This is a genomic window from Vibrio sp. STUT-A16, from assembly GCF_026000495.1.
In the GTDB taxonomy this organism is placed as follows: domain Bacteria; phylum Pseudomonadota; class Gammaproteobacteria; order Enterobacterales; family Vibrionaceae; genus Vibrio; species Vibrio diabolicus.
Genome location: NZ_AP026765.1, coordinates 1,486,549 through 1,512,145 on the forward strand (window position 1 = coordinate 1,486,549; position 25,597 = coordinate 1,512,145).

The 25,597-nt window shown below is 44.3% G+C and carries 18 protein-coding genes and 1 pseudogene; 13 read left to right on the forward strand and 6 right to left on the reverse strand.

Annotated elements, in window-relative coordinates:
* Window positions 1-14: 14 nt before the first annotated feature.
* Both OO778_RS07045 and OO778_RS25060 read left to right on the forward strand, forming a co-directional pair.
* A complete protein-coding gene (locus OO778_RS07045; RefSeq protein WP_264911160.1) occupies window positions 15-1,103 on the forward strand; it encodes a 3,6-anhydro-alpha-L-galactonate cycloisomerase in 1,089 nt (362 codons plus the stop codon).
* A 111-nt stretch (window positions 1,104-1,214) separates the two neighbouring features.
* Window positions 1,215-2,350, forward strand: a pseudogene (locus OO778_RS25060) (transposase).
* A gap of 1,024 nt (window positions 2,351-3,374) precedes the next feature.
* Here OO778_RS25060 and OO778_RS07055 read toward each other — a convergent pair.
* Both OO778_RS07055 and OO778_RS07060 read right to left on the reverse strand, forming a co-directional pair.
* A complete protein-coding gene (locus OO778_RS07055) occupies window positions 3,375-4,727 on the reverse strand; it encodes an MATE family efflux transporter (protein ID WP_264911162.1) in 1,353 nt (450 codons plus the stop codon).
* 142 nt (window positions 4,728-4,869) lie between these two features.
* Entirely contained in the window at window positions 4,870-5,724 is an 855-nt protein-coding gene (locus OO778_RS07060) for an AraC family transcriptional regulator (RefSeq protein ID WP_264911164.1), read from the reverse strand.
* Window positions 5,725-5,911: 187 nt separating this feature from the next.
* Between OO778_RS07060 and OO778_RS07065 the strand changes: the two genes are divergently transcribed.
* The 10 genes from OO778_RS07065 (at window position 5,912) to OO778_RS07110 (ending at window position 18,108) form a co-directional block, all read left to right on the forward strand.
* Window positions 5,912-7,420, forward strand: coding sequence for a hypothetical protein (locus OO778_RS07065; protein WP_130201257.1), 1,509 nt, complete (start codon window positions 5,912-5,914; stop codon window positions 7,418-7,420).
* Complete coding sequence (locus OO778_RS07070; protein WP_130196498.1) at window positions 7,420-8,364, forward strand: carbohydrate kinase family protein; 945 nt, start codon at window positions 7,420-7,422, stop codon at window positions 8,362-8,364. The genes OO778_RS07065 and OO778_RS07070 overlap by 1 nt, the downstream gene beginning before the upstream one ends.
* Entirely contained in the window at window positions 8,348-9,166 is an 819-nt protein-coding gene (locus tag OO778_RS07075) for a class II fructose-bisphosphate aldolase (RefSeq protein ID WP_130196497.1), read from the forward strand. The genes OO778_RS07070 and OO778_RS07075 overlap by 17 nt, the downstream gene beginning before the upstream one ends.
* Before the next feature lie 130 nt (window positions 9,167-9,296).
* The gene (locus OO778_RS07080; protein WP_264911166.1) at window positions 9,297-10,892 is read left to right on the forward strand and encodes a solute:sodium symporter family transporter; all 1,596 of its coding nucleotides are present in this window, start codon (window positions 9,297-9,299) and stop codon (window positions 10,890-10,892) included.
* Between the two features lie 80 nt (window positions 10,893-10,972).
* Complete coding sequence (locus OO778_RS07085; protein WP_130201258.1) at window positions 10,973-12,175, forward strand: hypothetical protein; 1,203 nt, start codon at window positions 10,973-10,975, stop codon at window positions 12,173-12,175.
* A gap of 25 nt (window positions 12,176-12,200) precedes the next feature.
* On the forward strand, window positions 12,201-13,679 hold the full coding sequence (locus OO778_RS07090) for an aldehyde dehydrogenase family protein (RefSeq protein WP_264911167.1): 1,479 nt from the start codon (window positions 12,201-12,203) through the stop codon (window positions 13,677-13,679).
* A gap of 9 nt (window positions 13,680-13,688) precedes the next feature.
* Window positions 13,689-14,666 (forward strand): phosphotransferase, encoded by a 978-nt coding sequence (locus tag OO778_RS07095; RefSeq protein ID WP_014232218.1) that lies wholly within the window; start codon window positions 13,689-13,691, stop codon window positions 14,664-14,666.
* Window positions 14,663-15,961, forward strand: a complete 1,299-nt coding sequence (eno, locus tag OO778_RS07100) for a phosphopyruvate hydratase (protein ID WP_014232217.1) — start codon at window positions 14,663-14,665, stop codon at window positions 15,959-15,961. Before OO778_RS07095 ends, eno begins: the two co-directional genes overlap by 4 nt.
* A 196-nt stretch (window positions 15,962-16,157) precedes the next feature.
* Window positions 16,158-16,304, forward strand: a complete 147-nt coding sequence (locus OO778_RS07105) for a hypothetical protein (protein ID WP_158308258.1) — start codon at window positions 16,158-16,160, stop codon at window positions 16,302-16,304.
* A gap of 653 nt (window positions 16,305-16,957) precedes the next feature.
* Window positions 16,958-18,108 (forward strand): IS3 family transposase gene (locus OO778_RS07110; protein WP_086027145.1). Its coding sequence is split into 2 segments (ribosomal slippage): window positions 16,958-17,201 and window positions 17,201-18,108, totalling 1,152 coding nucleotides; the frame shifts between segments, so codons are not numbered across the junction.
* Between the two features lie 294 nt (window positions 18,109-18,402).
* On the opposite strand, the gene OO778_RS07115 is transcribed toward OO778_RS07110, so the two are convergent.
* Window positions 18,403-21,603, reverse strand: a complete 3,201-nt coding sequence (locus OO778_RS07115; protein ID WP_264911170.1) for an FG-GAP-like repeat-containing protein — start codon at window positions 21,601-21,603, stop codon at window positions 18,403-18,405.
* A 242-nt stretch (window positions 21,604-21,845) separates the two neighbouring features.
* On the opposite strand from OO778_RS07115, the gene OO778_RS07120 reads away from it, so the two are divergent.
* Window positions 21,846-22,274, forward strand: a complete 429-nt coding sequence (locus OO778_RS07120) for a hypothetical protein (protein ID WP_264911172.1) — start codon at window positions 21,846-21,848, stop codon at window positions 22,272-22,274.
* A gap of 101 nt (window positions 22,275-22,375) precedes the next feature.
* Here the strand turns inward: OO778_RS07120 and OO778_RS07125 are convergent, their stop codons facing one another.
* The 3 genes from OO778_RS07125 to OO778_RS07135 all read right to left on the reverse strand — a co-directional run bounded on the left by OO778_RS07125 (window position 22,376) and on the right by OO778_RS07135 (window position 25,586).
* A complete protein-coding gene (locus OO778_RS07125; RefSeq protein WP_264911174.1) occupies window positions 22,376-23,629 on the reverse strand; it encodes an ABC transporter substrate-binding protein in 1,254 nt (417 codons plus the stop codon).
* A gap of 191 nt (window positions 23,630-23,820) precedes the next feature.
* Window positions 23,821-24,720 carry a carbohydrate ABC transporter permease gene (locus OO778_RS07130; protein ID WP_264911176.1) on the reverse strand — a complete coding sequence of 300 codons (900 nt, stop codon included), beginning with the start codon at window positions 24,718-24,720 and terminating at the stop codon, window positions 23,821-23,823.
* Entirely contained in the window at window positions 24,720-25,586 is an 867-nt protein-coding gene (locus OO778_RS07135; protein ID WP_253910057.1) for a sugar ABC transporter permease, read from the reverse strand. The genes OO778_RS07130 and OO778_RS07135 overlap by 1 nt, the downstream gene beginning before the upstream one ends.
* Window positions 25,587-25,597 lie beyond the last annotated feature (11 nt).

A 25,597-nucleotide genomic window follows, 5' to 3' on the forward strand; every position in this document is an offset into this window, starting at 1 on the left:
AGTAGGTATTTAAAATGAAAACAACAATTAAAGACATTAAAACAAGATTGTTTAAGATCCCGTTAAAAGAAATTTTGTCTGACGCTAAACACGGTGATCATGACCACTTTGAATTGATTACCACGACAGTCACACTGGAAGACGGCTCTCAAGGTACAGGGTATACGTATACAGGCGGTAAAGGCGGTTATTCGATTAAAGCGATGCTTGAGCATGACATTCATCCTGCTCTGATTGGTAAAGACGCGACGCAAATTGAAGAGATCTATGACTTTATGGAGTGGCATATTCACTATGTCGGTCGTGGCGGTATCTCTACATTTGCGATGTCTGCGGTAGACATTGCGCTTTGGGATCTAAAAGGTAAACGAGAAGGCTTGCCGTTATGGAAAATGGCTGGTGGAAAAAACAATACCTGTAAAGCGTACTGTGGTGGCATTGACCTTCAGTTCCCACTTGAGAAATTGCTTAACAATATTCGTGGTTATTTAGAAAGTGGCTTTAATGCCGTTAAGATCAAGATTGGTCGCGAGAATATGCAAGAAGATATTGACCGCATTAAGGCGGTTCGCGAGCTGATTGGGCCAGATATCACCTTTATGATCGATGCCAACTATTCGTTGACAGTAGAACAGGCGATCAAACTGTCAAAAGCGGTAGAGCAATACGATATCACATGGTTTGAAGAGCCAACATTGCCGGATGACTACAAAGGATTCGCAGAAATCGCCGATAATACATCGATTCCGCTAGCTATGGGTGAGAACCTTCACACGATTCATGAGTTTGGTTATGCGATGGACCAAGCGAAATTGGGTTACTGCCAACCAGATGCTTCAAACTGTGGTGGTATTACCGGGTGGCTCAACGCAGCTAATTTAGTTACAGAACATAACATTCCTGTATGCACTCACGGTATGCAAGAGCTACATGTGAGTCTAGTCTCTGCATTTGATACAGGTTGGCTTGAGGTGCATAGCTTCCCTATTGATGAATACACCAAGCGTCCATTGGTGGTGGAAAACTTCCGCGCAGTTGCCTCTGATGAGCCGGGTATTGGGGTAGAGTTTGATTGGGATAAGATTGCGCAGTACGAAGTGTAGGCAACAACAATCTAAACCCCCTCTTGTGGGGGCTTTAGGCTGTTGCCAAAGGTCTAGCTTTCAAGCTAGACCTTTGATCTAATAGAGGTATAGAAAACTAGATACCTCGACATGCTTCAAGAACCTTCTCCACAGCAGAATGAACTTGAAATGGTGACGACGGAACAACTTGTTCCCAAAGACCATCTTGTTAGTAAAATTGACTCTGCTATCGATTTTGAATTGATTCGTGATGAAGTCGCCCACCTCTAATGCAAAGACAATGGTTGACCACCTGTAGACCCTGTCTGCTTATTCAAAACATCCTACAGGGGTACATCTTCGGTGGAAAAAGCGAGCGTCAGCTTTTTCAAAGAAATCGAAGTGAATGTGGTATATCGTTGGTTCCTTCGCATTCCCCTCACTGAAAAGGTCATCCATGCCTCGACACTCAGTCAAAACTGTATCCGTCGATTCAATGGTACGGATGTTTTCGATCGTATATTTATTAACATCGTTCTACAAGCGATGACGAAACGCTAAGTCGCTGGAGAGGAGCTCTTTACCGACAGCACTCACCTCAAAGCGAACGCGAACAAAAACAAGCACACCAATAAACAAACGGCGCTCCGAGCGAGTGCAAATTTACGTGAGATGAAGAAGTTGCCCTAGGCCGAGTAAAAGAGGGAAAGAAATACTTTTGTCGTTAACCTTGATGTCGGTTATTTCATGGCCTCTGTTGCTGAATCCCTGAGTGCTCAGAGATATTTGGTATGTTCGGCTATCGACGAATATCAGGAACTTATCTACAATACGACGTCACGTGACGCTTATCGAGAGTATCACTCGGACCCTAAAGAATGTGTGTTCTGCTCAATGCGAGATGACTATTACTCAAAGTAAAAACATGAAGAAGGTCACCATAAGGTATATCTATACGGAGGCCATTGATAGATCCAATCAGATGCGGCTCTCTGCTTATGGAAAGCGCAGAAGCGAAACGATAGAGAGGCTTCGCGGATGCAAACAACGTCACGGTCATCGATAAACTCGCTTCTAGGGTTGGCCAAGGTGCAGATGCCGTGTTGGTTGGCAGCGGCGGGTCAAACATCAAGAAGATAGCATTGGTAGTGAGTTATTTACGTAAACTCAGCCTAAATCGAGGTGAAATAGAACAAATCTTCGCTTATATATGCCAATTTAAGAATACTAGTGCTCTAGAGTTTATCCAAAAAAATATTGCGATCGAGACCTACGGTCGCTCATAAAAAAGAACCCCACCTTAAAAAAGTGGGGTTCGTCATCAATCTGAAACCCTTCTTCTGAGGAGTTTTGTGTTTTAATTAAGGCTAACAATTATTTGAAATTGAAACCATGAAATTACTAGGCATCCATCACACGGCGATTATCGGTACTGGTTATGCCAGATTGGCGGTATTGTGACTCGTTCAGACTTAAGTGACAGGCTGAAATCTACCGTGCGAAACGTGAGTCTTATAATTGCTACCAGACGGTTCGTAGATCGAGCTGTTTTCTTTTCCTAACCGACTAAACGCCTAACCGGCCGGGGCGCGTCATTTGGTTTTTCGTGTCAATTTAGTCGAACAATACGCTGATTGCCTGAGAGAGAAGTCACTGGTGTGGATGAATATACTAGAAAAATCCATCATCTGTTAAAGGACGAATGATCTGTCTTCAGAGCTCTATCAAGTATGAGGCTCATTCCACGTTTTTTGAGCGGCTAACGAAATTTCAAAACCTGAAATATCCCCTTAATCTTACAGCACTTATGAAGAGTCAGTATTTTTATTTGGTGATCTGACTTTCTCTCCCCGTATACACACGGCTACGTTTTGTTTCTAGTCCCAATATAATACTAATCTTAGTAATTGTTCACCTGAGCTTGCTAAAACTCTAGATAGCGTGGTTAACGTTTTTTGATACTGCAATAACTGTCTAACGCAATTTTATACCTTGTTGTCAAGCGTTTTCCCAGCGTTATGTCTGAACACTTATTTATATTTATTATGATTGGGATAAGACAACGTTGTGTATTGATTGCAGACTGAATTTAAACTAACAAGATCTGCCTTTCGGATTCAGATCCTTCTGGGGTTGATATGTCATTAATACTGTTCTCTCTATCTGCAATATAACCGTCTGGGCTCGTGGCGATATAGGCGATGTTAGATATGATGATTTTGCTCCGTAATGAAGTACATATTTAGAGGGAGCATTATCGTGAACTTGATCAAGCCTTATCGTCTCACTTATTACACATGTTCGAGTGATTTAAGTATTCGATACTAATGAGAAACGTTTCCAGTGCATCGAACGCCAGCGAACAAACATGATACTGCTACGAACCCATTCGTCTGCAGCGATGGCAAGCCATACTCCCAGCACACCCATGCCCCAATGCAACCCTAACAAGTAACCTAGTGATACAGACACCCCCCACATGATAAGTATGGCTATTTTTACTGTAAAGTTAATATCACCAGCGCCTTTCAGTGCAGAAATGAAAATGAGATTACCAACACGCCCGGCTTCTACCAGTAGTGAAGCCATGAGTAAGGTAGCCAGCAAAGCGGTAATCTCAGGATCTTCGGTGAAGAGTCGAATAATCGGCTCTTTTAGTAGTATGACTATACTGATTGCTACCAGAGAGGTTGAGAGTCCGACAAAATAGTATTTGTGTACGCGAGATAAAATATCATCGAGCCATTGTTTGCCCACAAAATAGCTGGTTTGAATCTGTGTCGCTTGACCTAACGCTAGGGCAAACGTGAACGTCACACGCGTTATATTTTGTGCATAGGTATAAGCCGCAAGTGAAGACGTACCGAGTTGCACAACGATGTAGACTAAGGCGATCTGCGATAAGTTATAAGAGAGGATCTCGCCACCATTCATCACGCCAATGCGCAATATTTGACGATAAATCAACTTTGGAATTTGCAACCAATTCTTGTATGGGAGGTGAATATCACTACGTTTTAGAATCACTATTAGAAGCAGTGTTGTTACGATCTGACTAAACACCGTAGCGATAGCGACACCGGTGATACCGTAGACCGGAAGTCCAAAAGGCTGGTAAAGGGCAATATAGTTACCAATTATATTGATAATACCGGCAATCAAGTTGATCACCATTGGAGAGCGGGAATAGCCATGGCTGCGTAAAATGGTGGTTAATACCACACTAAACGTTAAATTGAAGGTAAAGACGCCACTGATAATAAAATAGTCGAGCCCCATCTGCTCTACTGCAGGTTCTAGACCGAAAACACCCACTATCGTTTCAGCTCCCAAGAACATCATCAGGCTTAAAGCGACCCCAACACTCAAACCTAAAATCATACTCGCAAGGCCAACTTGTGACGATTTCTCATGCTGTTGAGCGCCGTTATATTGTGCTATCAAAATCCCCGTACCACTGCTGACCATAAGGGAAATTACGATAAGAAAGAAGACGATTTGTGACACCACACCGACGGCAGATACGGCTAAATCCGAATAGCCAGATAGCATGAATACATCTGTGATACCAAGAGCGCTTCGTAGCAGTGTTTCTATGAATATCGGCCAAGTAAGGGCGACAATATTCATTCTCCCATCAAGAGATTGAGACTTTAAGGACATGTTTAGCTTCCTGCGAGATAGAATTAGGTCAACCGAGAAATGAATACAAGACTTGGTGGTTAACCAATTATGCTCTATTGTGGTTTAAATAATGAGCAAAATCTTTGCGCTAATCCACAAAAGTTTGAAGTTTAAATCATGACTAATCAGCAAAAATAGCGGTCATCTTTCGATATGCACTCGGCGAGGTGCCGTGATATTGCCTAAAGTTTCGGTTGAAACTGGACACGGTAGAAAAACCGACTCGAAAACCGATATCAGCAATACCTAATTTTGTTTCAAGTAAGAGTTTTGCCGCGGCTTCGGAGCGGATTTGCGTGATGTAGCTCATTGGTGATTGGCCAGTGTGGTTTTTAAAGGCGCGACAGAAAGCGTTTTTGTTCATACTGGTTCGCGTTGCAATCGCTTCAAGGTCAAACTCACGGTGGTAGTTGTTCTGCATCCAGTCAATTGATGCTGAAATTTTCGTGCTGGGTTGGACTTCGATTTGCGTATCGGTATGGTTTGCGAGGTATTCACATTGCCCTAGCTTACTGATTTCAGAGAGCAAAGAGAGAAACTGAATAACAGAGGAGACGCCCTGACTTTCTATTAGGCTTTTTATACTCTCGAATAGGTAAGTCGGCGCAGAGCGTATGACTAATCCGTGACGCGAATCTGAGATCATTTGAGCGATACGCGACAGTTCAGGAGTATCCACAAACAAGCTGCCGAAACAATCAGGGGTAAACTGCAAAACGTAAGAACAAAGAGGGTGTCTAGAATTCGCACTGTATGAGGTAAACCGGTGAGGTACATCCGCACCAATCAAGAAAATATCGCCCTCACAAAAGTTTGCAGTACTGTTTCCAACTAAGACTTTACCGTGTCCTTTGGTGATAAACACCAATTCTGTTTCGTGATGAAAGTGGTAGGGGTGCTCAAATTCAGCCGATTCAAATTGGTAAGCAGTAAACGAGCGCTCTCTTCGTGTAATGGTTTCTGCAGTGGCTTTCACTTGAGGCTCTCTCGTTTTGTTGCTCTTAAGGTGGGTATAGAATAAAGGCTAAAAATCAATAGGGTAAGTGATCCATTTCACGAATTTAAGTGATGCTAATTTCTGAACATTATGCGCAAATATCTGCGCAGATTGGTTCACCATAACCCTCTATGCTAGTCACCATAATCGAAATGGAGACAGATAGATGATTAAATCTGAAATATCGTTAGAGGGTGTTGCAACTGATTTTATTGCTTCACTGATTCCTGCTGAGAAACCTCGCAAAAAAACACGCATTGCCTTTGTATCTGTAGCAATTGAGATCCACTTTAATTGGGATTTAGCGCGAGAGACAACATTGTCGGTCGCTGAGTCAATTCGTCAGATGTTGCCAGAAGAGCAGTACGACTTCATTGCTGCTCAAGAGCCTTTTCAAGACCACACCGAACTACAACAGTTTCTTGATGACGCAGCTCATGGTGGCATCGACGGCTTGGTATTGTGTCATTCAGCTTATACAACAGGTGAGGTCGCTTCACAATTAGGTACATGGCTGTCAAAACACAAAACCCCAATTTTCAGTCTGGCGATGCCAGAGCCAATGGGCAATGGGCTCAACCTTCAAGCCAATCGTTTGTGTTCTCAGAACTTTGTATTAGGAATTTTGAATTCACTCGATGTGAAATATCAGTGGCTGTTCTGCGCACCGCAAGATGAGCGCGTTGAAGCGGAAGTACAGCGTTTTGCACGAGTTAGCCGTACATTATCGCAGCTCAAAGGTCGTAAAGCTCTGATTGCAGGCGCAAGCCGAGTACCTGGATTTTATGATTGCGAAGTGAATGAACTTGAGATCATGAAAAAGCTTGAACTGGGCTTTGATCGAGTGAACCTAATCGATATCACCTCTCGCATGTCAGAGTTTCAAGACGATGATGTGCAAGAGGTGAAGCGTTTAATCTTGAGTCACCCAGACTGCAAGCTGAATAACGTTCCAGACAAGCAAGTAGAAGACACAATACGTTTGGCATTGGCTCTTATGGTTGTCGCTCGAGAAGGGGATTACCTTGGTGTGAGCTTCAAAAACTGGCCTGAACTATTTGATCACCTCAACGTTGCTGGTGACGGTGCGATGGCATTAATGAATGACCAAGGCATTATTGTCGCGGATGAAGCGGATACAGGAGCAATGATCACTATGTTGCTGTTTAAAGAGCTTCGTCATGGCTTATCTCAGCCGATGCTGTCTGACATCTCCTATCTCTCGTCTGATGGTGAGCGCTTAGGGGTTTGGCACAATGGCTCTGCGGCGACGTGTCTACGCAAACAAGGGGCGGGCTTTGAATGTCGTAAACATGGCATTTTGGAAAACTACGATGAAGAGACCGCTTGGGGCATGTTGTTTGAGTTCTTGGTTGAACCAGGCCCAGTCACTATCGCGAAATACCAAGCACCTTCGATTGATACGGTGTTGGCATTTGAGGGTGAGATTGTCGAGTCAGACATGAAGTTTCGAGGTACATATGGTGAAGTTGTTCCAGCAGGCGTTAGTGCAGCACAAGTCGTCGGAACCATTTTAGATAAGGGGCTTGACCATCACTGGATTGTGGGTCGCGGGCACTTCGCTGAAGACTTGAAAGTACTCAACTACTGGTTAGGTGTCGAAGATATTCCCGTGAGTAATGCAGGAGAAAGCGCAGGGTTTGGAGGTCAATAATGAAAACAGTGGCTTGTGTCGGGATGGCCGTGGCTGACTTGATCGTTGGCCCACTAGACTCCTTCGAATTTCATCACGATGTGACCTTGGTTGATAACGTCAATATTAAACCGGGGGGCGATGCTGCAAATGTAGCTCTCAACCTTGCCGCGATGGGAGTAGATGTGAGTTTGCACTCTAAGTTGGGCGATGATTTGTTTGGTCATCATCTGCGTGATGTGTATCAAGGGCGCGGTATCGATACTCAAACATTAGCGGTATCTAAGAAACATCCAACGGCAGTCGCGATCGCTCTAGTACAGCAAGATGGTGAGCGGGTGTTTCTATATCAAGGTGGTGCAGTTGATGCACTGTCCATGGATGATATCGACGTAGCTCAAGTCATGTCGCGAGACATGTTGCACACCAGTGGTTTCTATCTGCTACCTGGGCTTGAAAACAGTGGATTAACTGAGCTTTTTTACACAGCAAAACAGCAGGGAAAAATTACCTCGCTGGACGTCGGTTGGGATTCACAAGGGCTTTGGTTGACAAAAATAGCGTCTTTATTGCCTTCACTGACGTACTTCCTGCCCACGTTAAATGAAGCGCAGCAGATCGCCGAAAAAGAGACTATTGAGGAGTGTGCCGACTTTTTCATCGAAAAAGGTGTCAGCGTTGTCGTCATCAAAGCAGGCGCTAAGGGCGCTTACGTGAACGATGGTAGTCAGAGTTACTGGGTTGAAAGTGAGCCCGTCAGTAAAGTCGTGGACACAACCGGAGCTGGTGACGGTTTCGTCAGTGGCTTTTTAGCCGCAATCTCTCGTGGTTATGACGTCTATCAAGCGGTAAAAGTTGCTAATCGAGCAGGTGCAGCCGTTGTGCAGCAATATGGCAGTAGCGGCGCCATTACTCATTTTGAACAAGTAGATATAACAAGGGAATATTATGAAGAAGTTATCTGAACTGCTGGCTGAATACCATAAAACAGATGAGTGTTTGGTTGGGTATAACTTCAATGATGTCTGGGATGTACAGGCTATATGTGAAGCGGCGGAGCGCAAAAATGTTCCGGTCATGTTGATGGCGTACACCAAGGTGGTGGATGCTCTTGGGTTGGATGTGTTGCATGCCATCGTAGCCTGTATGAAAAAGCGCTATTCAGTGCCAGTCTACCTGCATCTTGATCATTGTGATGACATCACCTTGTGCTTACAAGCTGTCGATGTTGGTTTTGATTCAGTGATGTTTGACGGCTCACACATGCCGCTAGAAGATAACATCAAGCTAACCAAGCAAGTGGTTGATTATGCGCATGCTAAGGGTGTGGTTGTTGAGGCTGAGATTGGCAAAATTCGTGGTCGAGGCGTGGATGGTGATGACTACTTAGCTGCGGTCTCTGATGTTGTGCAACTGGCTGAGCAAACCGGCGTGGATATGATTGCCGTCGGGATTGGTACGGCTCACGGTCATTATGAAGGTAAGCCAGAGATCAACTTTGACCGTTTGCTTGAGATCCATAAAGCGGTTGATGTGCCGTTGGTTCTACATGGTGGAACGGGAATTCCAGAACAAGATATTCGCCGTTCTCTCACCATGGGTATCAGCAAAATCAATGTAGGGACGGCAATCCATACCGCTTATATGCAAAACCTTGGTCAACAGATACAACTTGATGGTTTAGATGCGTATCCGCCATTTACGATTAAAAAGATATTGCCGAAAGTAGAAAAAGAAGTGACTAACTATCTTGAGATGGTGGACTAAATAATAACAACAGAAGCGCCGCTTAAGGTGGCGCTAAATATAACTAGAACCAGTGAAGAGATGATTTTCAACCACTAGTGCTCATAAGAAACGCAGTGGAATCCAATAACGTGAAAACAAAGGAATTACTATGATTATTCCAATCTCATTTGCTTTAGTGACTGGGGCTGTTGCGCTCGGGTCGTGGTATAAAGTTCGAAGTAAAAAACGTCAGCAAGAGTCGGCTACGTCCTATTTCTTAGCTGGAAGGGGCTTAACAGGCGTCTTGATTGCATCGTCATTGATGCTAACGAATCTATCAACAGAGCAACTTGTTGGTCTTAACGCACAAGGGTATACCGCAAATATGACGCCGATGGCGTGGGAAGTGTGTGCTGCATTGACCCTAGTTGTAGTCGCACTCTACCTTTTGCCAAAGTATCTCAGTGGTGGTGTCACAACCATTCCCGAATTTATTGAAGGGCGATTTGGTAAAAGTACGATGTATTTCTGTACCTTTCTATTCTTATTTGGTTACGTGCTGAATTTATTACCCCCAATTCTCTACACTGGCTCGGTTGCACTCGGCGGTATTTTTGATATATCCGACATTTTTGATGTCTCTTACTGGGGCGGTATCTGGATCATGGTGGTGTCTATCGGTCTCGTGGGTGCTTGCTATGCGGTGTTTGGTGGCTTGAAAGCTATTGCTTACTCAGACACATTCAATGGTATCGGCTTGCTGATTGGTGGCGTGGTATTGATACCTCTGTTTGGGCTATCTGCATTGGGTGATGGTAGCGTCATAGCAGGTTTCCAACACTTGATGACAGAGCACCCAGAAAAGCTCAACGCAATAGGTGGTAAAGATGACCCGGTTCCTTTCACGACCTTTTTTACCGGAATGTTGATCCTTAATCTTTTCTACTGGGGTACAAACCAATCTATTATTCAGCGAGCATTGGGCGCAGAGAACTTGGCCGAAGGTCAGAAAGGGGTTCTTTGGGCAGGTATGTTAAAGCTGCTTGGTCCCTTCTTCTTGTTGATTCCGGGTATTATTGCCTACGCGATGTTTGGCCCAGATTTACCCAATGGTGAAGTGGCCTATCCGATGCTGGTTCGTGAAGTGTTGCCTACGCCAATGATTGGGTTCTTTGCTGCTGTCCTATTTGGTGCCATTTTGAGCTCATTCAATAGTGTGCTTCACAGTACATCAACCTTGTTTACCCTTAACGTTTATAAACCTCTAATTAATAAGAACGCCAATGATAGAGATCTCGTGCGTACTGGTAAAATGTTTGGTGCGGTTGTAGGCCTGTTCGCTATCTTTGTCGCCCCGTTTATATATTATGCACCCGAAGGATTTTTCCAGTATTTCCAAACCATCAATAGTTTCTACATGGCTCCAATGTTTACCGTGATTGTGGTTGGGTTAGTCACTAAGCGTGTTCCAGCTATGGCTGCTAATATCGGTATTGTGGTCTTTATGCTGGCTTATGCATTGACCAGCTTTGTTTTCCAACCGGATATTCACTTCTTGCACTTAACCGGCATTTTGTTTGTAGCAACGTCAATTCTGATGCTCATCATTGGACACTTCTTCCCACAAAAAGTGGTGTATGAGCCGGTAGAGAAAGACGAAGTGGAACTGACACCTTGGAAGCACGCAAAACAGTTTGCTGGTGTGATCTGTATCGGTGTTGTGGCGCTCTATGTGATTTTCTCACCACTGGGTATTGCTCAGTAGATAGGTTAGGGCCGGCTTACATAGTGTGATGCGCTGTCAGCCCTTTATTCTCGCATCAGTCATAGCGTTAAGGATGAAGTATGTACGCAGAAATTGGCCGTTATTTAGGGCAGGGTGGCGTTTGGTTAAAAAACGATGAAGTGACCCTGTTTGTACAAAAATTTGGCGGAATGACCCCCGAGTTTTCAATTCAGTTGGACAATAGTTTGTCATCTAGCAGAGTGAACACACATTGGCTTCCGCACTTTAAGTCACCGTTCTCTGGAAAATTAGATCCTCAGTCACAAGAACAACGGGATTACTGGTCAGTAGAGCTCCTGCGTCAGGCCGCAGGCACGTTTTGCTGTGCGCCGGCATTTGGAGCAGGTAATGAGGACATCCCAACACACGGTGATACGGCGAATCAAGATTGGCAACTAACGTCTGCTCGATGCATTGATGACGGAGTATTTGAATGCAGCCTTGCTCAGTGGTCGTTAGAAGGGGGCTATAAAGGACTTGAGTATAGTAAAACTGACTACTTGAGAAACAATGACAATAGCCACTACATGGTCTTGGAGGTGACAAATTCAAGTTCAGAGAGTATACCGATTAACCTTGCTTGGCATACTACATTGGGTGCGCCATTTCTTGAGCGCGGATGCCGAATTCTGGATAACTGTAGTGATTATTTGGTTGCGCCTCACAGGACTGAATTTGACGACACCACACAGTTAAAACCGGGCAGTCGGTTTGCTAGTCTCAATCAAGCTACCGGTCGGGTTGGTAACAGCGTGGACTGCTCAACAATGACAGGCTACTCGGGCCACTCAGATTTTATTACTGCCACGACTCCGTCTACGCGGCAAATGTGGGCAGCTTGCTATAACCCGTTTATGCAGCTGATTTACATCACGGTTATCCCCTTTAACCAAATAGCGAACCAGGTTACACCTTCTTTTATGAACTACTGGATTCATGCGGGTGGTAGAGGCGCGCAGCCTTGGGCAGATTATACCGGAGGTTGTGACCGTAATTACGCTCTGGGCATGGAGTGCTCTATTGGCGGATCATGCAAAGGGTATGACTGGAGCCTAGAAAATCCGACTGTTTTGGGCAAGCCGACAATGCATCACCTTCCTGCTTTTTCGTCGGCTGCCTTTCTTTGTATCAATTCGCTGATGAAGCTACCCGCAGAGGTCGCTATCTCATTAACTGAAACTGAGCTGACCTTGCTCATTGAGAGTTACATAGAAACGTTAGACCTATCGTTTCAAGGACTTAAGGCATGCCGCCAAGCTTAATCCAATAACACAAGGAGTGTTTGTTATGACAATCCAATCGCTACACCCTACAACGTTAGCGTTTTTAGAAACGAAACCACTGCCAATGCTCATCAATGGTGAGTGGAAAGCGACCAAGCATACGCTAGGAGTCGAAAACCCAGCAACAGGAGCTCAAATAGCACAAGTGTGTTTAGCCGATGCACAAGATGTCGATGCTGCAGTAATGGTGGCAGATAGTGCCTTTCCAGCTTGGGCTGCGCTATCACCTGCTGAACGCGCTTTAAGGCTAACCAAGTTAGCAGAGCTGATCAATCGAGATACTCAGGTGCTCGCGGACCTTGAGTGTATTGATGTCGGTAAACCAGTGTCAGCAGCACTGGGGTTTGATGTACCGTTTGCTGCACAGTGCTTTGATTATTTTGCTCTGGTAGCACAAGAGACAGAGTATGAAATCGAACTTGGTCTTGAAGTTACAGACAGCCAAACCATTAAACGCCCATATGGCGTGGCGGCATTCGTTTTCCCTTGGAATTTCCCTTTAACGCTATGTGCATGGGGCATTGCACCAGCTCTTGCGGCTGGAAATACCGTGGTAATTAAGCCAGCGTCCGAAACCCCACTTTCTACCTTGTATCTTGCCAAGCTATGTGAAGAGGCTGGCTTTCCTAAAGGTGTCGTGAATATCGTTACAGGGCAAGGGAGTGTCGCGGGTGAGGCGTTAATCAATCATCCTAAGATTAAGCTTATGTCGTTTACGGGTTCGACAGAGGTGGGCAAACATGTGGGCGAGGTGTGCGGACGTAACCTTGTTCCAGCTAAGTTAGAACTCGGCGGAAAAGGCGCTGCTGTAGTGTGTAAAGATGCCGATATTGATGGTGCAGTGCAAGGGCTTACTGGTGCGTTAACTTTGAATGCTGGGCAAGTTTGTTGCACAGCATCTCGCTGGTATATCCATGAATCTGTCTATGATGAATTTGTATCGAAAGCAAAAACCGCGTTTGAAGCGATCCCAATCGGCAACGGATTGGATTCGGACTCTGTTATGGGGCCGATGTGCACTCACAAGCAGATGAGTAAAGTTCTGCAGTGCATCGCTGAAGCGCAGTCGGCTGGTGCAGAAATTGTCACGGGTGGTGACAGGGTAACTGGTGGTGGGTTACTCAAAGGGTACTTCATTCAGCCGACATTGCTTGCAGGAAAGGACGATAATCCTTGGGCGCAAGAGGAGATATTTGGCCCGGTCGCATTCTTACTCAAGTTTACCGATGAAGATGAAGTGATTGAACGAGCAAATCGCAATCCATATGGGTTGGCAAATAGCGTTTGGACAACAGACTTGCCAAGAGCTAAAGAGATAGCCGTTCGTTTAGTTTCCGGAAACAGTTGGATCAATGCGCACAATGTATTTGAGTATGGCTTGCATTATGGTGCGTGTAACCAGAGTGGTTGTGGCGGTGGTGTAAATAGCCGAGCAACATTCGAAGGCTACTTGCGACATCAGTCGGTCGCTTCAATTCGATAGAGGTAAGGCATGATTTTAGACATATTGAAAAAGCACAATGTAGTCTCAAAAGATCATGCCACAGCCACCCCGCTTACTGGTGGGGTGAGCTGTGAGATCTATTTGGTTGAAGACGATAACAGCTGCTTAGTCGTTAAGCGTGCACTGGAAAAGCTTAAAGTAGAAAAAGAGTGGTTTGCTGATACAAGCCGAAACTTATATGAGCAGCGTTATCTAAAATATGTAGGAGAGCGTTTCCCTCAATACGTGCCCAAATTACTCCACTCTTTTGAACGCGAGCGCTTGTTTACGATGGAGTATTTTCCTGAGCGTTTCAAAGACTGGAAGAAAGAACTCATGCAGGGGGAAGTGCGTGAACGTGTCGCGCAAAGTATCGGCGAAGCACTAGGTTACATTCATGCTGTGAGTTGGCATGATAAACAAGCAGAGGCGCTATTTGATTCGGATAGAAACTTCTATCAACTTAGATTAGAACCGTATTTTGAATCGATGGTAGAACAGCATAATGATCTGAAAACGCAGCTGCAGTCTTTGTGCTTGCAAGTGAGCACCACTAAACACTGCTTAGTACATGGTGATTTTAGCCCTAAGAATATTTTGGTGGCAGAAGATGAGATAAAAATCGTTGATTGCGAGGTGGCCTGGTATGGCGACCCAGCCTTTGATGTTGCCTTTATGCTTCACCATCTGTTGCTTAAAGCGTTTCATTTTGATCAGGTTCGGTATGTGCATGCTGCTCAAATCTTTTTGAACGCCTATCAGCAAGCAATAGGAGCTGAGCGTTATACAACCGTTGATGAGTCTAAAGTTGCAAAACTGACAGCGGCGATGATGCTGGCAAGAGTGGATGGTAAATCCCCAGTAGAGTATCTCTCTTCGCAAGAAAAATCAGAAGTTAGAACCGTACTAAAACCTATGCTTAAACATCAATTTACAACCATTGAACGTCTTATCGAAACGCTAGATTTAAGGAGTGATAAGCGATGAAAATTTTAAACGTTGATGCCTACCAAATTTTTGACTCGCGAGGCCTTCCAACAGTTGAGGCCGTGGTAGAGCTTGATTCAGGCATATGCGGTGTTGGGCTCGTCCCCTCTGGCGCTTCAACAGGGCAGTTCGAGGCACTTGAGCTAAGAGATGGTGATAATGCTCGTTTTCAGGGAAAGTCAGTGTATCAAGCGATTGCGAACATCAAGACTGAACTTGCCCCAGCACTTGTTGGAAAGGAGGTTAGTCAACAAGCCACGCTTGACCAAATTATGTGTGAAGTCGATGGCACAGCAAATAAGTCACGGCTGGGAGCGAATGCCATTCTGGCAGTGTCACTGGCTATAGCCGATGCCAATGCCAAAGCTCAAGGCTTGCCCCTGTTTAAGACTCTTGCTCCGACTTGTTCAGCTAACCTACTTCCTTTACCAGAAATACAGTTAGTGGGTGGCGGTGCGCATGCACAATGGCGGACAGATATCCAAGACTTTTTGATCATCGTCAATGGTGCAAAGAGTTACAATGAGACCCTTGAGGTTACTTCAAATATCTATCGTACTGCAGAAGGTTTGCTCAAACAGCGAGGGTTGTTAGCGGGTGCTGCGGATGAGGGGGGCTTTTGGCCGACGTTTGATAGTCATGAAGCCATTTTTGAGTTTGTTGTTGAAGCGATTAAGCAGGCTGGTTATCAGCCAGGACGTGATGTCTCTATTTCCCTCGATATCGCCGCTAGCGACCTTTACTCTGATGGTCGATATCACTTACCACTCGATGGGAAGAGTTACTCTTCTGAAGAGTTTTTGGCGTTGATGCTGGATTGGTGTGAACGTTATCCAGTGCTTTCAATTGAAGATCCGTTTGCCGATACGGATTTTGCAGCTTGGAAGGCTTTCACGCGTGAGGTGGGTGATAGAATACAAATTATCGGAGATGATTTATTTACCACAAATATCTCTAGGATTGAACAAGGAATCACAGAGAAGTTAGCCAACAGTGTGCTTATCAAACCAAATCAGATTGGCACTGTCTCAGAGACGCTAAAAGCGATCGAAGTGACGCAGAATGCGGGTTGGTTGCCTGTGGTATCAGCTCGCTCTGGTGAGACTGAAGACTCATTTATCAGTCATTTGGCCGTAGCGACCAATGCAGGCCAGCTAAAGGTGGGCTCGTTTACTCGTAGTGAACGAATGGTGAAATGGAATGAAGTGATTCGTATTGAACGTGCGTTATCAGGGCACAGTGAGTTTATTGGTGGCTCAATCTTTCAACAATTGATACAACTAGAACCCGCCTAACGACAATTAATATTCAGAATATGATAGCTAGCGATAGATTATCGCTGGCTTTTTTACGTGTGAAATAGGTAATTAAATCCATTTGTTAACCAAAGATCTCATTTTAGTAATCTAATTATGGAATAATGATTTATCTTTAAACTATCTTTGTTTGCGAGTAACCACTTACTTTTCAAAAATAAACAAAGCAATGAGAATGAAATCGACGACTAAACCCCTAGCACTGCTGCCTATTTTCTTGGTGAGCACTTCTTTAATGGTAGATGACTGGCGAGATATTCCATTACCAGCCCCGCTAGATGAAGGGCAATCATGGGAACTACAAGAAGCATATTCCGATTAGTTTAACTACATCGGAAAAGGTGATGAGTTTAGTCATAAATGGAATGACACCTACTACAACATTACGTTGCTCATACCCTTAATATGGCGTATGTGCTTTGATGAGTGCCGACCTACAAGAGCAGCTAAAACCAGTTAAGCTACAAATTTTGAAGTTTCGTGTCGGTAGACGCGCATGCCAGTCTGAGTATTCTCATATACAGCCAACTCATTTAGGTATGACCAAGCATGCACATTAGTTTTAGTCTGAGCAGCTAGTCGCTGGATTACAGTATCGATATTGCGGCCAGCATAGTCTTTAGTTGGTACGAAGATATTCTTAATTACTGATAGCATATTGGGTTCCTTATGTAATTAAATTACAAGATTCATCTGTAAAACTATATAGTAAAGCAAAAGTGTGATCAACATCCGTGGTAAACTTTCATGAATGTTTAACGTATGTAAACAATGGAATGGTATGGTTAAACAACGCACATATTGAAAGAAAGTGAGTTCATTACACTAAAATGAACATAATAAACGATCAAAGTATCAACACACTTTTCCTAATCTGACGGTAGCGTTGACACTATTAGCGATAGCACGTTAATGATCCGCCCCAGCAGTTTTGGACACCGAGTTAAGTGAGTACAATCACTAATGAGGTGAACAATGACAAATAACAAAACTAGAATTAAACATTCCCCTGAATTTAAGACAGAAGCCCTGAAGCTAGCAGAGAAAGTAGGCGTTGCTGAGGCAACGAGACAGCTCGGGTTGCACGAATCCCAGATCTACGGTTGGCGTAAGGCACTTAAGAAAGACACCAGTACCAGTCAGCGTGAAAAAGATCTGGCTGCTGAAGTCGCCAAGCTCAAAAGGCAATTGGCTGAGCAAGCTGAAGAGCTAGATATCGTAAAAAAGGCCGCCACCTACTTCGCGAGAAATCTAAAGTAGATTGCTATGAATTTATGCTCGAACACCTTCTGTGCTTCAATGTTGTCCGCATGACTAAGGTGTTCGAAGTTTCACGAAGTGGGTTTTATTACTGGATTAAGCATCGCCACAAGGCCATCCAGCGCGAGGCATTACGCCAAAAGCTCGATACAAAGGTCAAAGAGGCTTTTGACAATAGTAAAGGTCGTGATGGCTCAAGGCGCATCCAGAAAGAACTGGCGGAGAATGGTGATAGCCGTAATGTTAAAACCATTGCAGCCAGTATGAAGCGTCAGGATTTAACTCCGAAAGCGGCACGCAAGTTTAAATGCACGACGGATAGCAAGCATAAGATGTCTGTAGCACCGAACTTGCTAGCTCAGGACTTTAACGCAACGGCTCCGAATCAAAAATGGGCAGGAGATATCACGTATATTGCCACGAGCGAAGGCTGGTTGTATCTGGCTGTCATCATCGACCTTTACTCACGACAAGTAATAGGTTGGTCAATGGATACGAGGATGACGGCAACTCTGGTCTGCGATGCATTATCAATGGCTCTGTTCCGTCGAGGGTTCCCTGAGCATGTTATTGTTCATAGTGATCGAGGTAGCCAGTATTGCTCAAAAGACTATAGGGACATAATAAGTGCTTATAATCTAGAACAAAGTACGAGTAGAAAAGGAAACTGTTGGGATAATGCGTGTGTTGAGAGCTTCTTCCATTCTATGAAAGTTGAGGCGATCCAATACGAACCGATCATGAGCAGAGATGAGATGCGCCAAACGGTCTTCGAGTACATTGAAGTTGATTATAATCGGACAAGAAGGCACAGTGCTCTTGGGTATCTAAGCCCAGTTAACTTTGAGCAGCAAAATGTCGCTTAATGAAGTGTCCAGTCTGGCTGGTGCAGATCACTGAAGTTTGTTCCCATTTTTTGAACTTTTCTTACAATAGGGGGCTTACGATACATTCTGTTCGATTGTAAGGTAAAATACTAACAAGTCTCTTTGTGTGAGCTAGTCGTAAGTTGCCTACGGATATGTAAAATCTAGTATGAGTTATGACATTTGAGTTAATAAAGAATGTGGTATTTTATGAAAGGTCCATAGAAAAGAGCCAACCTAAAAGGTTAGCTCATTGCTAAAATGTTGAACGAGGTGTTACTCATTTTCGCTGATTTAGCTACATTCTACTATGTTGATATCACCGTGGGCCCACCCAATCCCTTTTTCGTGCTTTTTACCTTCATTGGTCACGAACTCAACAAATAAGAAGTGGAAGTTTCCATCAGGTAAATCTGCTGTTGGGATAACTAAAGGGTTGGTAAGGTCGAAGACCACATCGACAGAGCCAGAAACAGTTTCTGCCGAGTCTGCATGGTAAATGATGTAGTCATTTACTAATCCCCAGCTTGCATCCATCTGTCTTAAGCGGAATGTAAGTCCATTTTCATTTACGGTCGAACCAGAGCCTGCATGATAGTTTGCAATAACGCTCAAAGGCTGGTTGGTACATAGCGGAGACCCCATGTATTTATTGTTGTCATCAAATGTCACGCTCGCTTCAAACCAATCTTCTATATCTATACTTAGAGTGTCTGTCACCGCGCCCGGTTGGTGAGCGCCATTTGCGCTGGCTGTGATTTGGACTGAGCCTGCCTTGATCGCGTTGACAACGCCATCAACAGAGACAGTGGCCGTTGTGTTATCTGAAGAAGACCATGTCACGGAAATATCATCAGGTGATTTACCAGGCTCACTTGAAGTTAGTTCTACAGACAGTGCAGCGCTTTGACCTACGTAAATTGGATCTGTCTCGTTGACGACTGAAATATCAGTTGCGTAGATAGGGTCAAACTCCCCTGAGCGAATAAGAAGTGATGATGACACTTGTTCCGCAACGCTTGATTGAACCAAAATTTCTGCATCACCAATGGCGAGAGCAGTAACAAGTCCGCTATCAGAAACGCTTGCAACGGATGGATCGCTTGACTTGAAAGTGACCACTGGATTGGCATTGAGTGGCGTGAATGAAGGCGTAATTTGATAGGTGGCTCCTGGGCGCAGTTTACGTTCGTCAGCACCCAAGCTAATACTCTCAGGAACTGGCATATCTGCATCGTCGCTAGACACTCGCTCGTTTATCATGACATCGTTGAGATAAACGACCTCACCATTACGCCAAGTCACTTTGATTTCTTCAATGGTCTGATTCTTACCTAGGCCAAAATGAACGGTATTGAGCAAACTCTGTGAGAAGTTTTCACCCGCAGACCCGACTCTTCGAGTGTATGACTTGCTTTCTGTCGTCACAGTAACAACGGCTGACATCGGGTCGATGTTATGTAATGGGCTGTAACCTACGTGGACAAGAGAGTGGTTGCCAACGTTTTGTGTCTGGTTTTTATATAGATACCAGATACCGTCTTCGCTGCCGTTGAGTAGATCTACTTTACCATCGCGAGTAAGAGCAAAGGCTTGCCCCATGTCTCCATGACCTGAGTCGTTAACATCATGTGCACCATGCATTTGGGTAATTTCAAATTGTCCGTTTCCATCATTGATAAGGAGGTAATCGGTCACACGTTCTTTTAAGTACCCATAGCGATGAATAAAGATATCATTGTGTCCACTATTATTGAAATCGCCGTATGTTACGCCCCAGTGATTGCCCCCTTTAGGTAGGTTCCATTCAGCGGACTCATCGACAAACCTGCCATCACGGTTGACTAAAAGAACATCTTGCTGATTGCGGTTTTGTGGTTGCCAATCAACATTCACATCTTTGATATCTTCCATGGTAAATGCAATCTGCCAGAACACATCCGCATTCTTAACCCATTCCACGTTCCACGTATTGTCGCCAATATACCCAATATAGATACCATTTTCATCGCGTTCTGATGGCCAGCCAATTGCACTGTCCGGGGTGATTTCTAAGTCATCAGGAAGAGTGTAATAGTCTTCTACTTTCACAACTTCATGAGCGGTCTTCTGCTCACCAAGCATGATAGGGAAGCCACCATCATACTGTCGATAAGTAAGGTGAAGATCTTTAAGAGTGAATCCATCCTCCACGGTCAATTGCATGGTTCTTCGCCCTTTATTGCCATCATCGTTAAGGTTGAGTGTTTGAGCGATAGGGTTAAAGTCTAATGAGCGATTAGATAATTGATAATGTGGTAAGCCTTTTGAGAGGTATATGTCGGGTAAGCCATTTCCTGTCACATCGACATCTGCAGCAGCTTGAACCTGCCAAGTTTGACGAACATTTTCTGGAAGTACGCTTTCAGTGACATCTGTAAATGTGAAGTCACCATTGCCTTTCCATAGTGTCATAGGTGTCAAAAAGAGTAGGTCATCTATGCCATCCCCATCAAAATCGAGCACAAGAACACGCTCAGTATTGGCTTTTTCAATACCGGGAACATCAATGCGGCTAAAGGTACCATCTTGATTGTTTTTGTAGAAAAGGTGCTGTGCACCACTACCGCCGTTGATCCCTTCAGCATTAATAAATACGAGGTCAAGATACCCGTTTCCATTCATATCTAAGAAACGAGCCCCACGTCCTCTCGCGCTCTCAGTTATTCCAACCTCTTGATAAGACTCGGTTAGCTTACTTTCTTCATTCACAAAAAAGTCAGGGTAAGATGGAGTGGTTCCATTTCCGCCACCTCGTGTAACAATAATGCCTAAATCACCTGAGTGGTCATAGTCTGCTGCTGCCGTACCATGCATATCACCCCAAGAGAGTGAGCCATCCCAACCTCCGTTTTCCACCGTGAAGGTACCATCTTGATTGTTCCAGTAGAGTTGGTTTGTTGGGCGCCAGTTATGGTTGTTAAGAATAATATCGTAATAGCCGTTGTTGTTGATATCAGCAACCGTAGGGCCGCCATATTTTGGGAGAGCGTCTTGGTTCGCAATACCAGATTCTTCGGCAATGTCTTTGAATTGAGGTAGGAGAATATCTGGACGCTCTGCGAATTCCAGCTTATTTACTGTGATATCACTACCGCGTGCCATAACCTTAATGTTCTTTACACCCGTAGAGCCAACGTCCACAAGCGCATTGATGTGGTTGATACCCGGTGAAGGAACGTCGATGTTATCTATGGCCAACTTATCATCAATATAGAGTGACAAATTCGCAAACTCACTCTCGATATCCAGTTCTAAATTAACTCTTTGTATCAGTGATCCTGCAACATCCCTTTGTACGGTAACTGGGTCGAAAATACCGACTGTAAATGAACCATCAGGTGGAGGAGGGATCTCTTCAGTGTTATCACTGCCACATCCTACGAGTATGGAGATAGTACTCGCGACCAATGTTAACTGGAAGTACCTAGTAAGGCCTTTCATTGTGTAGGGCATATATTTTCCTTGTTATGAATATAAGAAGTGAACGTTTGCTCACTATTGATTTAACACTTTGGATAAACAATGCTCAATATTGGTTTGTTGTTTGTGCGATTTTGATCGATATTGGTCAACCTTTATTGTGGTGTAAGTCTAAGTTTTTCTGCGCATAACTCGCGATTCTTGTGAATTTTTGCCATGTTAATGAGGTGGAAAATAGGCTGTTTATAAATGCCAAACAGAGGTGTAACTTATTTATGAAAACAAACAAAACTACTAGAGGACTGTTGTTAATTTCTCTGGCATTCAGTGTGCCAGTGATCGCTTGTAGTGATGGTCGCTTTCATGCAAGTGGTGAAATGAAATTTAGTAGACCAATTCCTTTACCCGGGGGAATGAAAATATCAACGCCACGTGTATTGGAATTGAGAGACAAGCAGTTTTCTTATGATGTTATGATCGAAGCAGAGTATCCTATCGAGGAGTTGGCCGTAAAGGTAACCCCCGGACCTGGTGTGATACCCAATGAAGCCTCTTTTGGTGTGTTTGAAGATCAGACACAGCTGACAGTCACTGGCAAGGCTCTGGCGAATGTGATTACGATGACATCGGTTCAAGTGGTTGGGGTATATCAAGGGCAGCCATTTAATGCGTATCGGTTTGTCACAGCCAAACCAGTGAAGTAACGATAAGAAATCAGGGCGAATGTTAAGACATTCGCCCTGATTTAATGTTGGCGCTGAAGTTTATGACCAGCAGCGCCTTACTTAATTACTCGATTACTCAACTACTTAAGATTTTTAGCCACCGTACGGTCCCAACGTTCTAAGATCTTGGTGTAATCTTGATCAGGTTTTAGCATAAATGCTGTTATATCATTTGGCATATCAGCCCCCAAATCAGCAGGGATGTTTCCAACAGGAAACGTAACCAGTTGTCCGGCAGAGCGAGCATCTTCATAAGGTTTGGCTAACTCAGGCACCCCAGAAGTACCGCCCGCGAGAGTCGTGATCGCGGTATCGGCTTCTAGATAGACTTTTAAGTTGTCATCATTCATCCAGAAATCGATCCATTTCTTCGCGGCTTCCACTTCACCCGAATCTTTTGGAATCGCCCAACCTGGGCCGTTATAGTCCATAACAATACCTTTATCGCCGTTCACTGCTGGGAACGGGTGTAAAGAGAAATGCTCAGGAAGTGAATCGTTTGAGAACGGAGTAATGTTCCACATACCCTGTGGCAGCATAGCAACACGGCCAGATTGGAATGTCGTTAGCGCTACTGACCATGGGTCGGTACCCGCTGAAACCATTGGGTTAAAGCACTTGGCATCAATCATCTTTCTAAAGCCTTCAAAGGCATTTTTCATCGATGCATCGTCGGCAAACTTCGCTTCACCACTCACAAACTTGTCCATACGAGACAGATCTGGGTTATTACCATCGGCCAGCGCCATGGTCAAAAAGTAGACATAAGGGGTCCAGCCACCATTGTTTGCTGCAAGTAGCATTGGCTGAATCCCTTTGTCATTCAGCGCTGTACAAGCTTGAACTAACTCATCAACGGTTTGTGGGTAGCGTTTGATACCGGCGTCTTCAAACAAGTCGTTATTCACAAACACACCCATACCTGAAACTTGGAGCATTGAGTAATAAACTGTCTCATCAAGGCCAAGGTAAGGTTGAAGTTTAGGTTGTACACGTTCGACAAACGGGAGGTCATTGAGTGGCATTAACTGACCATTGCCACCCCAGTGTTGGATAAACTCACGGTCAACCATCACGACATCGGGCGGTGAACCTGCCTGCATTCGAGCAGGGATACTCGTCACCATGTCATTACGAGCCATGTAATTGAGTTTTACTTTGATATTAGGGTTTGCTTTTTCGAATCGCTCGATGATTAACGGGAAGTTAGCGACTTCTGCGCCAGCGCCTTTCCAGCTAGAGACTTCAAGTTCGATTTGTTTTGCTGACACGTTGCTGGTGGCAAGTAAACAAGCAGTAATTGCAGTGGCAAGAGAGAGTAGTTTTAGTTCCATGTTATTAGTTTTCCTTGAATCGTTATTGGATAAATACTTGATAGTCTATACAAAATATTCAAATAGCGCTGGGCGCAATGTACTACTAAAAACATAATTATTATTGGATGTAGCGGTGTAGCTTAATAGAGCTCTATGAGAGTGTTTTCTCCTAGAAAGTGAGCAAGGCACGAATGCCTTGCTCTGTTGGGTTATTTCACAGCACCTGCTGTCATACCATTTACAATCTGCTTAGATAATGTAAAGAACACAACAAGAAGTGGAAGTGATGCAAGCACTGCTGCAGGGAACAACTGTGTTGGATCAACAGAGTAGGTTCCTAAGAAGCGCAGTACGGCTGGCATAATGGTTAACTTGCTTTCCGTTGTGATGAAGAGCAGTGGGTTAACCACATCATTCCAAACACCTAAAGTGATAAAGATCGCTAGTGTACCTGTAATTGGCTTAAGCATAGGGAAGATGATGTACCAGTAAGTCTTTAAGAATGTCGCCCCATCAAGTGTCGCAGCTTCTTCAAGCTCTTTCGGTATGGCTTTCATAAAACTAGTGTAGAAGAAGACACCTAACGGCAAGTGACCAACGGTATACACCAAAATCAGACCGAAGTAAGTATCTAGTAGGCCTAAATCACGAATGAATAGGTATAGCGGTGTTAGGGCCGCAAATGGTGGGATCACCATGCCTAGCATGAAGAAAATGTAAGCGATATTGCTTACTCGGCTACGAATTCTTGCTAGCGGGTAAGCAGCAAGCGAAGAGAGAATAGCCACAGAGAAGATAGTAACAACAGTTATTCCGATAGTATTAAATACAGTACCAAAGTAGTTCATGTCAGCAATAACATTCACGTAGTTTGAGAAATGCAATTCTGTAGGCAATGCGAGAGGATCAAGCATAATCTCTCTACGGCTTCTGAATGACATAAACACCATATAGAAAACAGGAGAGAGAATGATGAACGTGATCGCAAACATCAGTGAAATCAAAAGCCCCTGTTTTACGTTGCGCGGCGAAAGAAACTTTTTTTTACGTGTTGCTGTTGACTGGTCTTCGGTCTTTGTTGGCAGTTTATTGGATGTAATACTACTCATTAGATACGGTCCTCACGAGCTCGTAGGTAACTGTTTTGAATAATAGTAATCATAGCTACCAGTACAATCATGACCACTGACAGAGCTGCTGCAGAGCCATACTTAAAGTCTTGGAAGATGAGCTGGAAGATCTTAAGACCTAGCGTCATCGTTGCGTAATCTGGACCACCACCTGTCATGATGAATGGGAACTCGAATGATTTAAGAGTACCGATCGTAGCAAGCGTAATATTGACGGTAATCGCTGGGGCAAGCAGTGGAATATCAATATGGAAGAACGACTTGATTGGTGATACACCATCCACACGCGCTGCGTCTTTCACTTCGGTTGAAATACCGGCGTAACCTGCTAAGAAAATAGCGGTCGAGTAACCGACAAACATCCATACGTGAACAGCGGCAACAGAGAATAGGGCAATGGAAGAGTCTCCAAGCCAAATTTGCTGCATGCTACCCATGCCAAATGAAGCCAGAAGCTCGTTTAAGCCTCCACCCATTGGTGCATAAAGGTATTGCCATACATAACCTGCAATCACTAGCGACAGCATTGAAGGTACAAGTAGGGCAGTACGTAATGCATCGCGTACTGCGGGAATACTGTTTAAGATGGAAGCAAAAATCAGCCCCAACCCGTTTTGGAACACGACGACGACAATACCGTAGATCATGGTATTTTTCAGCACTTGAACATAGCGCTGATCGGAGAATATCTCACGATAATTATCTAAACCAACCCATGTTGCTTCACCAACACCAGCATACTCTGTCATCGACAATGAAATCCCCTTGAACACTGGATAGATAGTGAACATGAGATACAAAAATAGAGCCGGAATAAGGAAATACAACCTTTTATCGACTTTCATAACTACAACCC

Bases quoted from the DNA above. Each gene is read 5' to 3' on its own strand.
- OO778_RS07045 (WP_264911160.1), top strand. From the start codon at position 15: ATGAAAACAACAATTAAAGACATTAAAACAAGATTGTTTAAGATCCCG.
- OO778_RS07055 (WP_264911162.1), bottom strand. From the start codon at position 4,727: ATGTCCTTAAAGTCTCAATCTCTTGATGGGAGAATGAATATTGTCGCC.
- OO778_RS07065 (WP_130201257.1), top strand. From the start codon at position 5,912: ATGATTAAATCTGAAATATCGTTAGAGGGTGTTGCAACTGATTTTATT.
- OO778_RS07070 (WP_130196498.1), top strand. From the start codon at position 7,420: ATGAAAACAGTGGCTTGTGTCGGGATGGCCGTGGCTGACTTGATCGTT.
- OO778_RS07075 (WP_130196497.1), top strand. From the start codon at position 8,348: ATGAAGAAGTTATCTGAACTGCTGGCTGAATACCATAAAACAGATGAG.
- OO778_RS07080 (WP_264911166.1), top strand. From the start codon at position 9,297: ATGATTATTCCAATCTCATTTGCTTTAGTGACTGGGGCTGTTGCGCTC.
- OO778_RS07085 (WP_130201258.1), top strand. From the start codon at position 10,973: ATGTACGCAGAAATTGGCCGTTATTTAGGGCAGGGTGGCGTTTGGTTA.
- OO778_RS07090 (WP_264911167.1), top strand. From the start codon at position 12,201: ATGACAATCCAATCGCTACACCCTACAACGTTAGCGTTTTTAGAAACG.
- OO778_RS07095 (WP_014232218.1), top strand. From the start codon at position 13,689: ATGATTTTAGACATATTGAAAAAGCACAATGTAGTCTCAAAAGATCAT.
- eno (WP_014232217.1), top strand. From the start codon at position 14,663: ATGAAAATTTTAAACGTTGATGCCTACCAAATTTTTGACTCGCGAGGC.
- OO778_RS07105 (WP_158308258.1), top strand. From the start codon at position 16,158: ATGAAATCGACGACTAAACCCCTAGCACTGCTGCCTATTTTCTTGGTG.
- OO778_RS07115 (WP_264911170.1), bottom strand. From the start codon at position 21,603: ATGCCCTACACAATGAAAGGCCTTACTAGGTACTTCCAGTTAACATTG.
- OO778_RS07120 (WP_264911172.1), top strand. From the start codon at position 21,846: ATGAAAACAAACAAAACTACTAGAGGACTGTTGTTAATTTCTCTGGCA.
- OO778_RS07125 (WP_264911174.1), bottom strand. From the start codon at position 23,629: ATGGAACTAAAACTACTCTCTCTTGCCACTGCAATTACTGCTTGTTTA.
- OO778_RS07130 (WP_264911176.1), bottom strand. From the start codon at position 24,720: ATGAGTAGTATTACATCCAATAAACTGCCAACAAAGACCGAAGACCAG.
- OO778_RS07135 (WP_253910057.1), bottom strand. From the start codon at position 25,586: ATGAAAGTCGATAAAAGGTTGTATTTCCTTATTCCGGCTCTATTTTTG.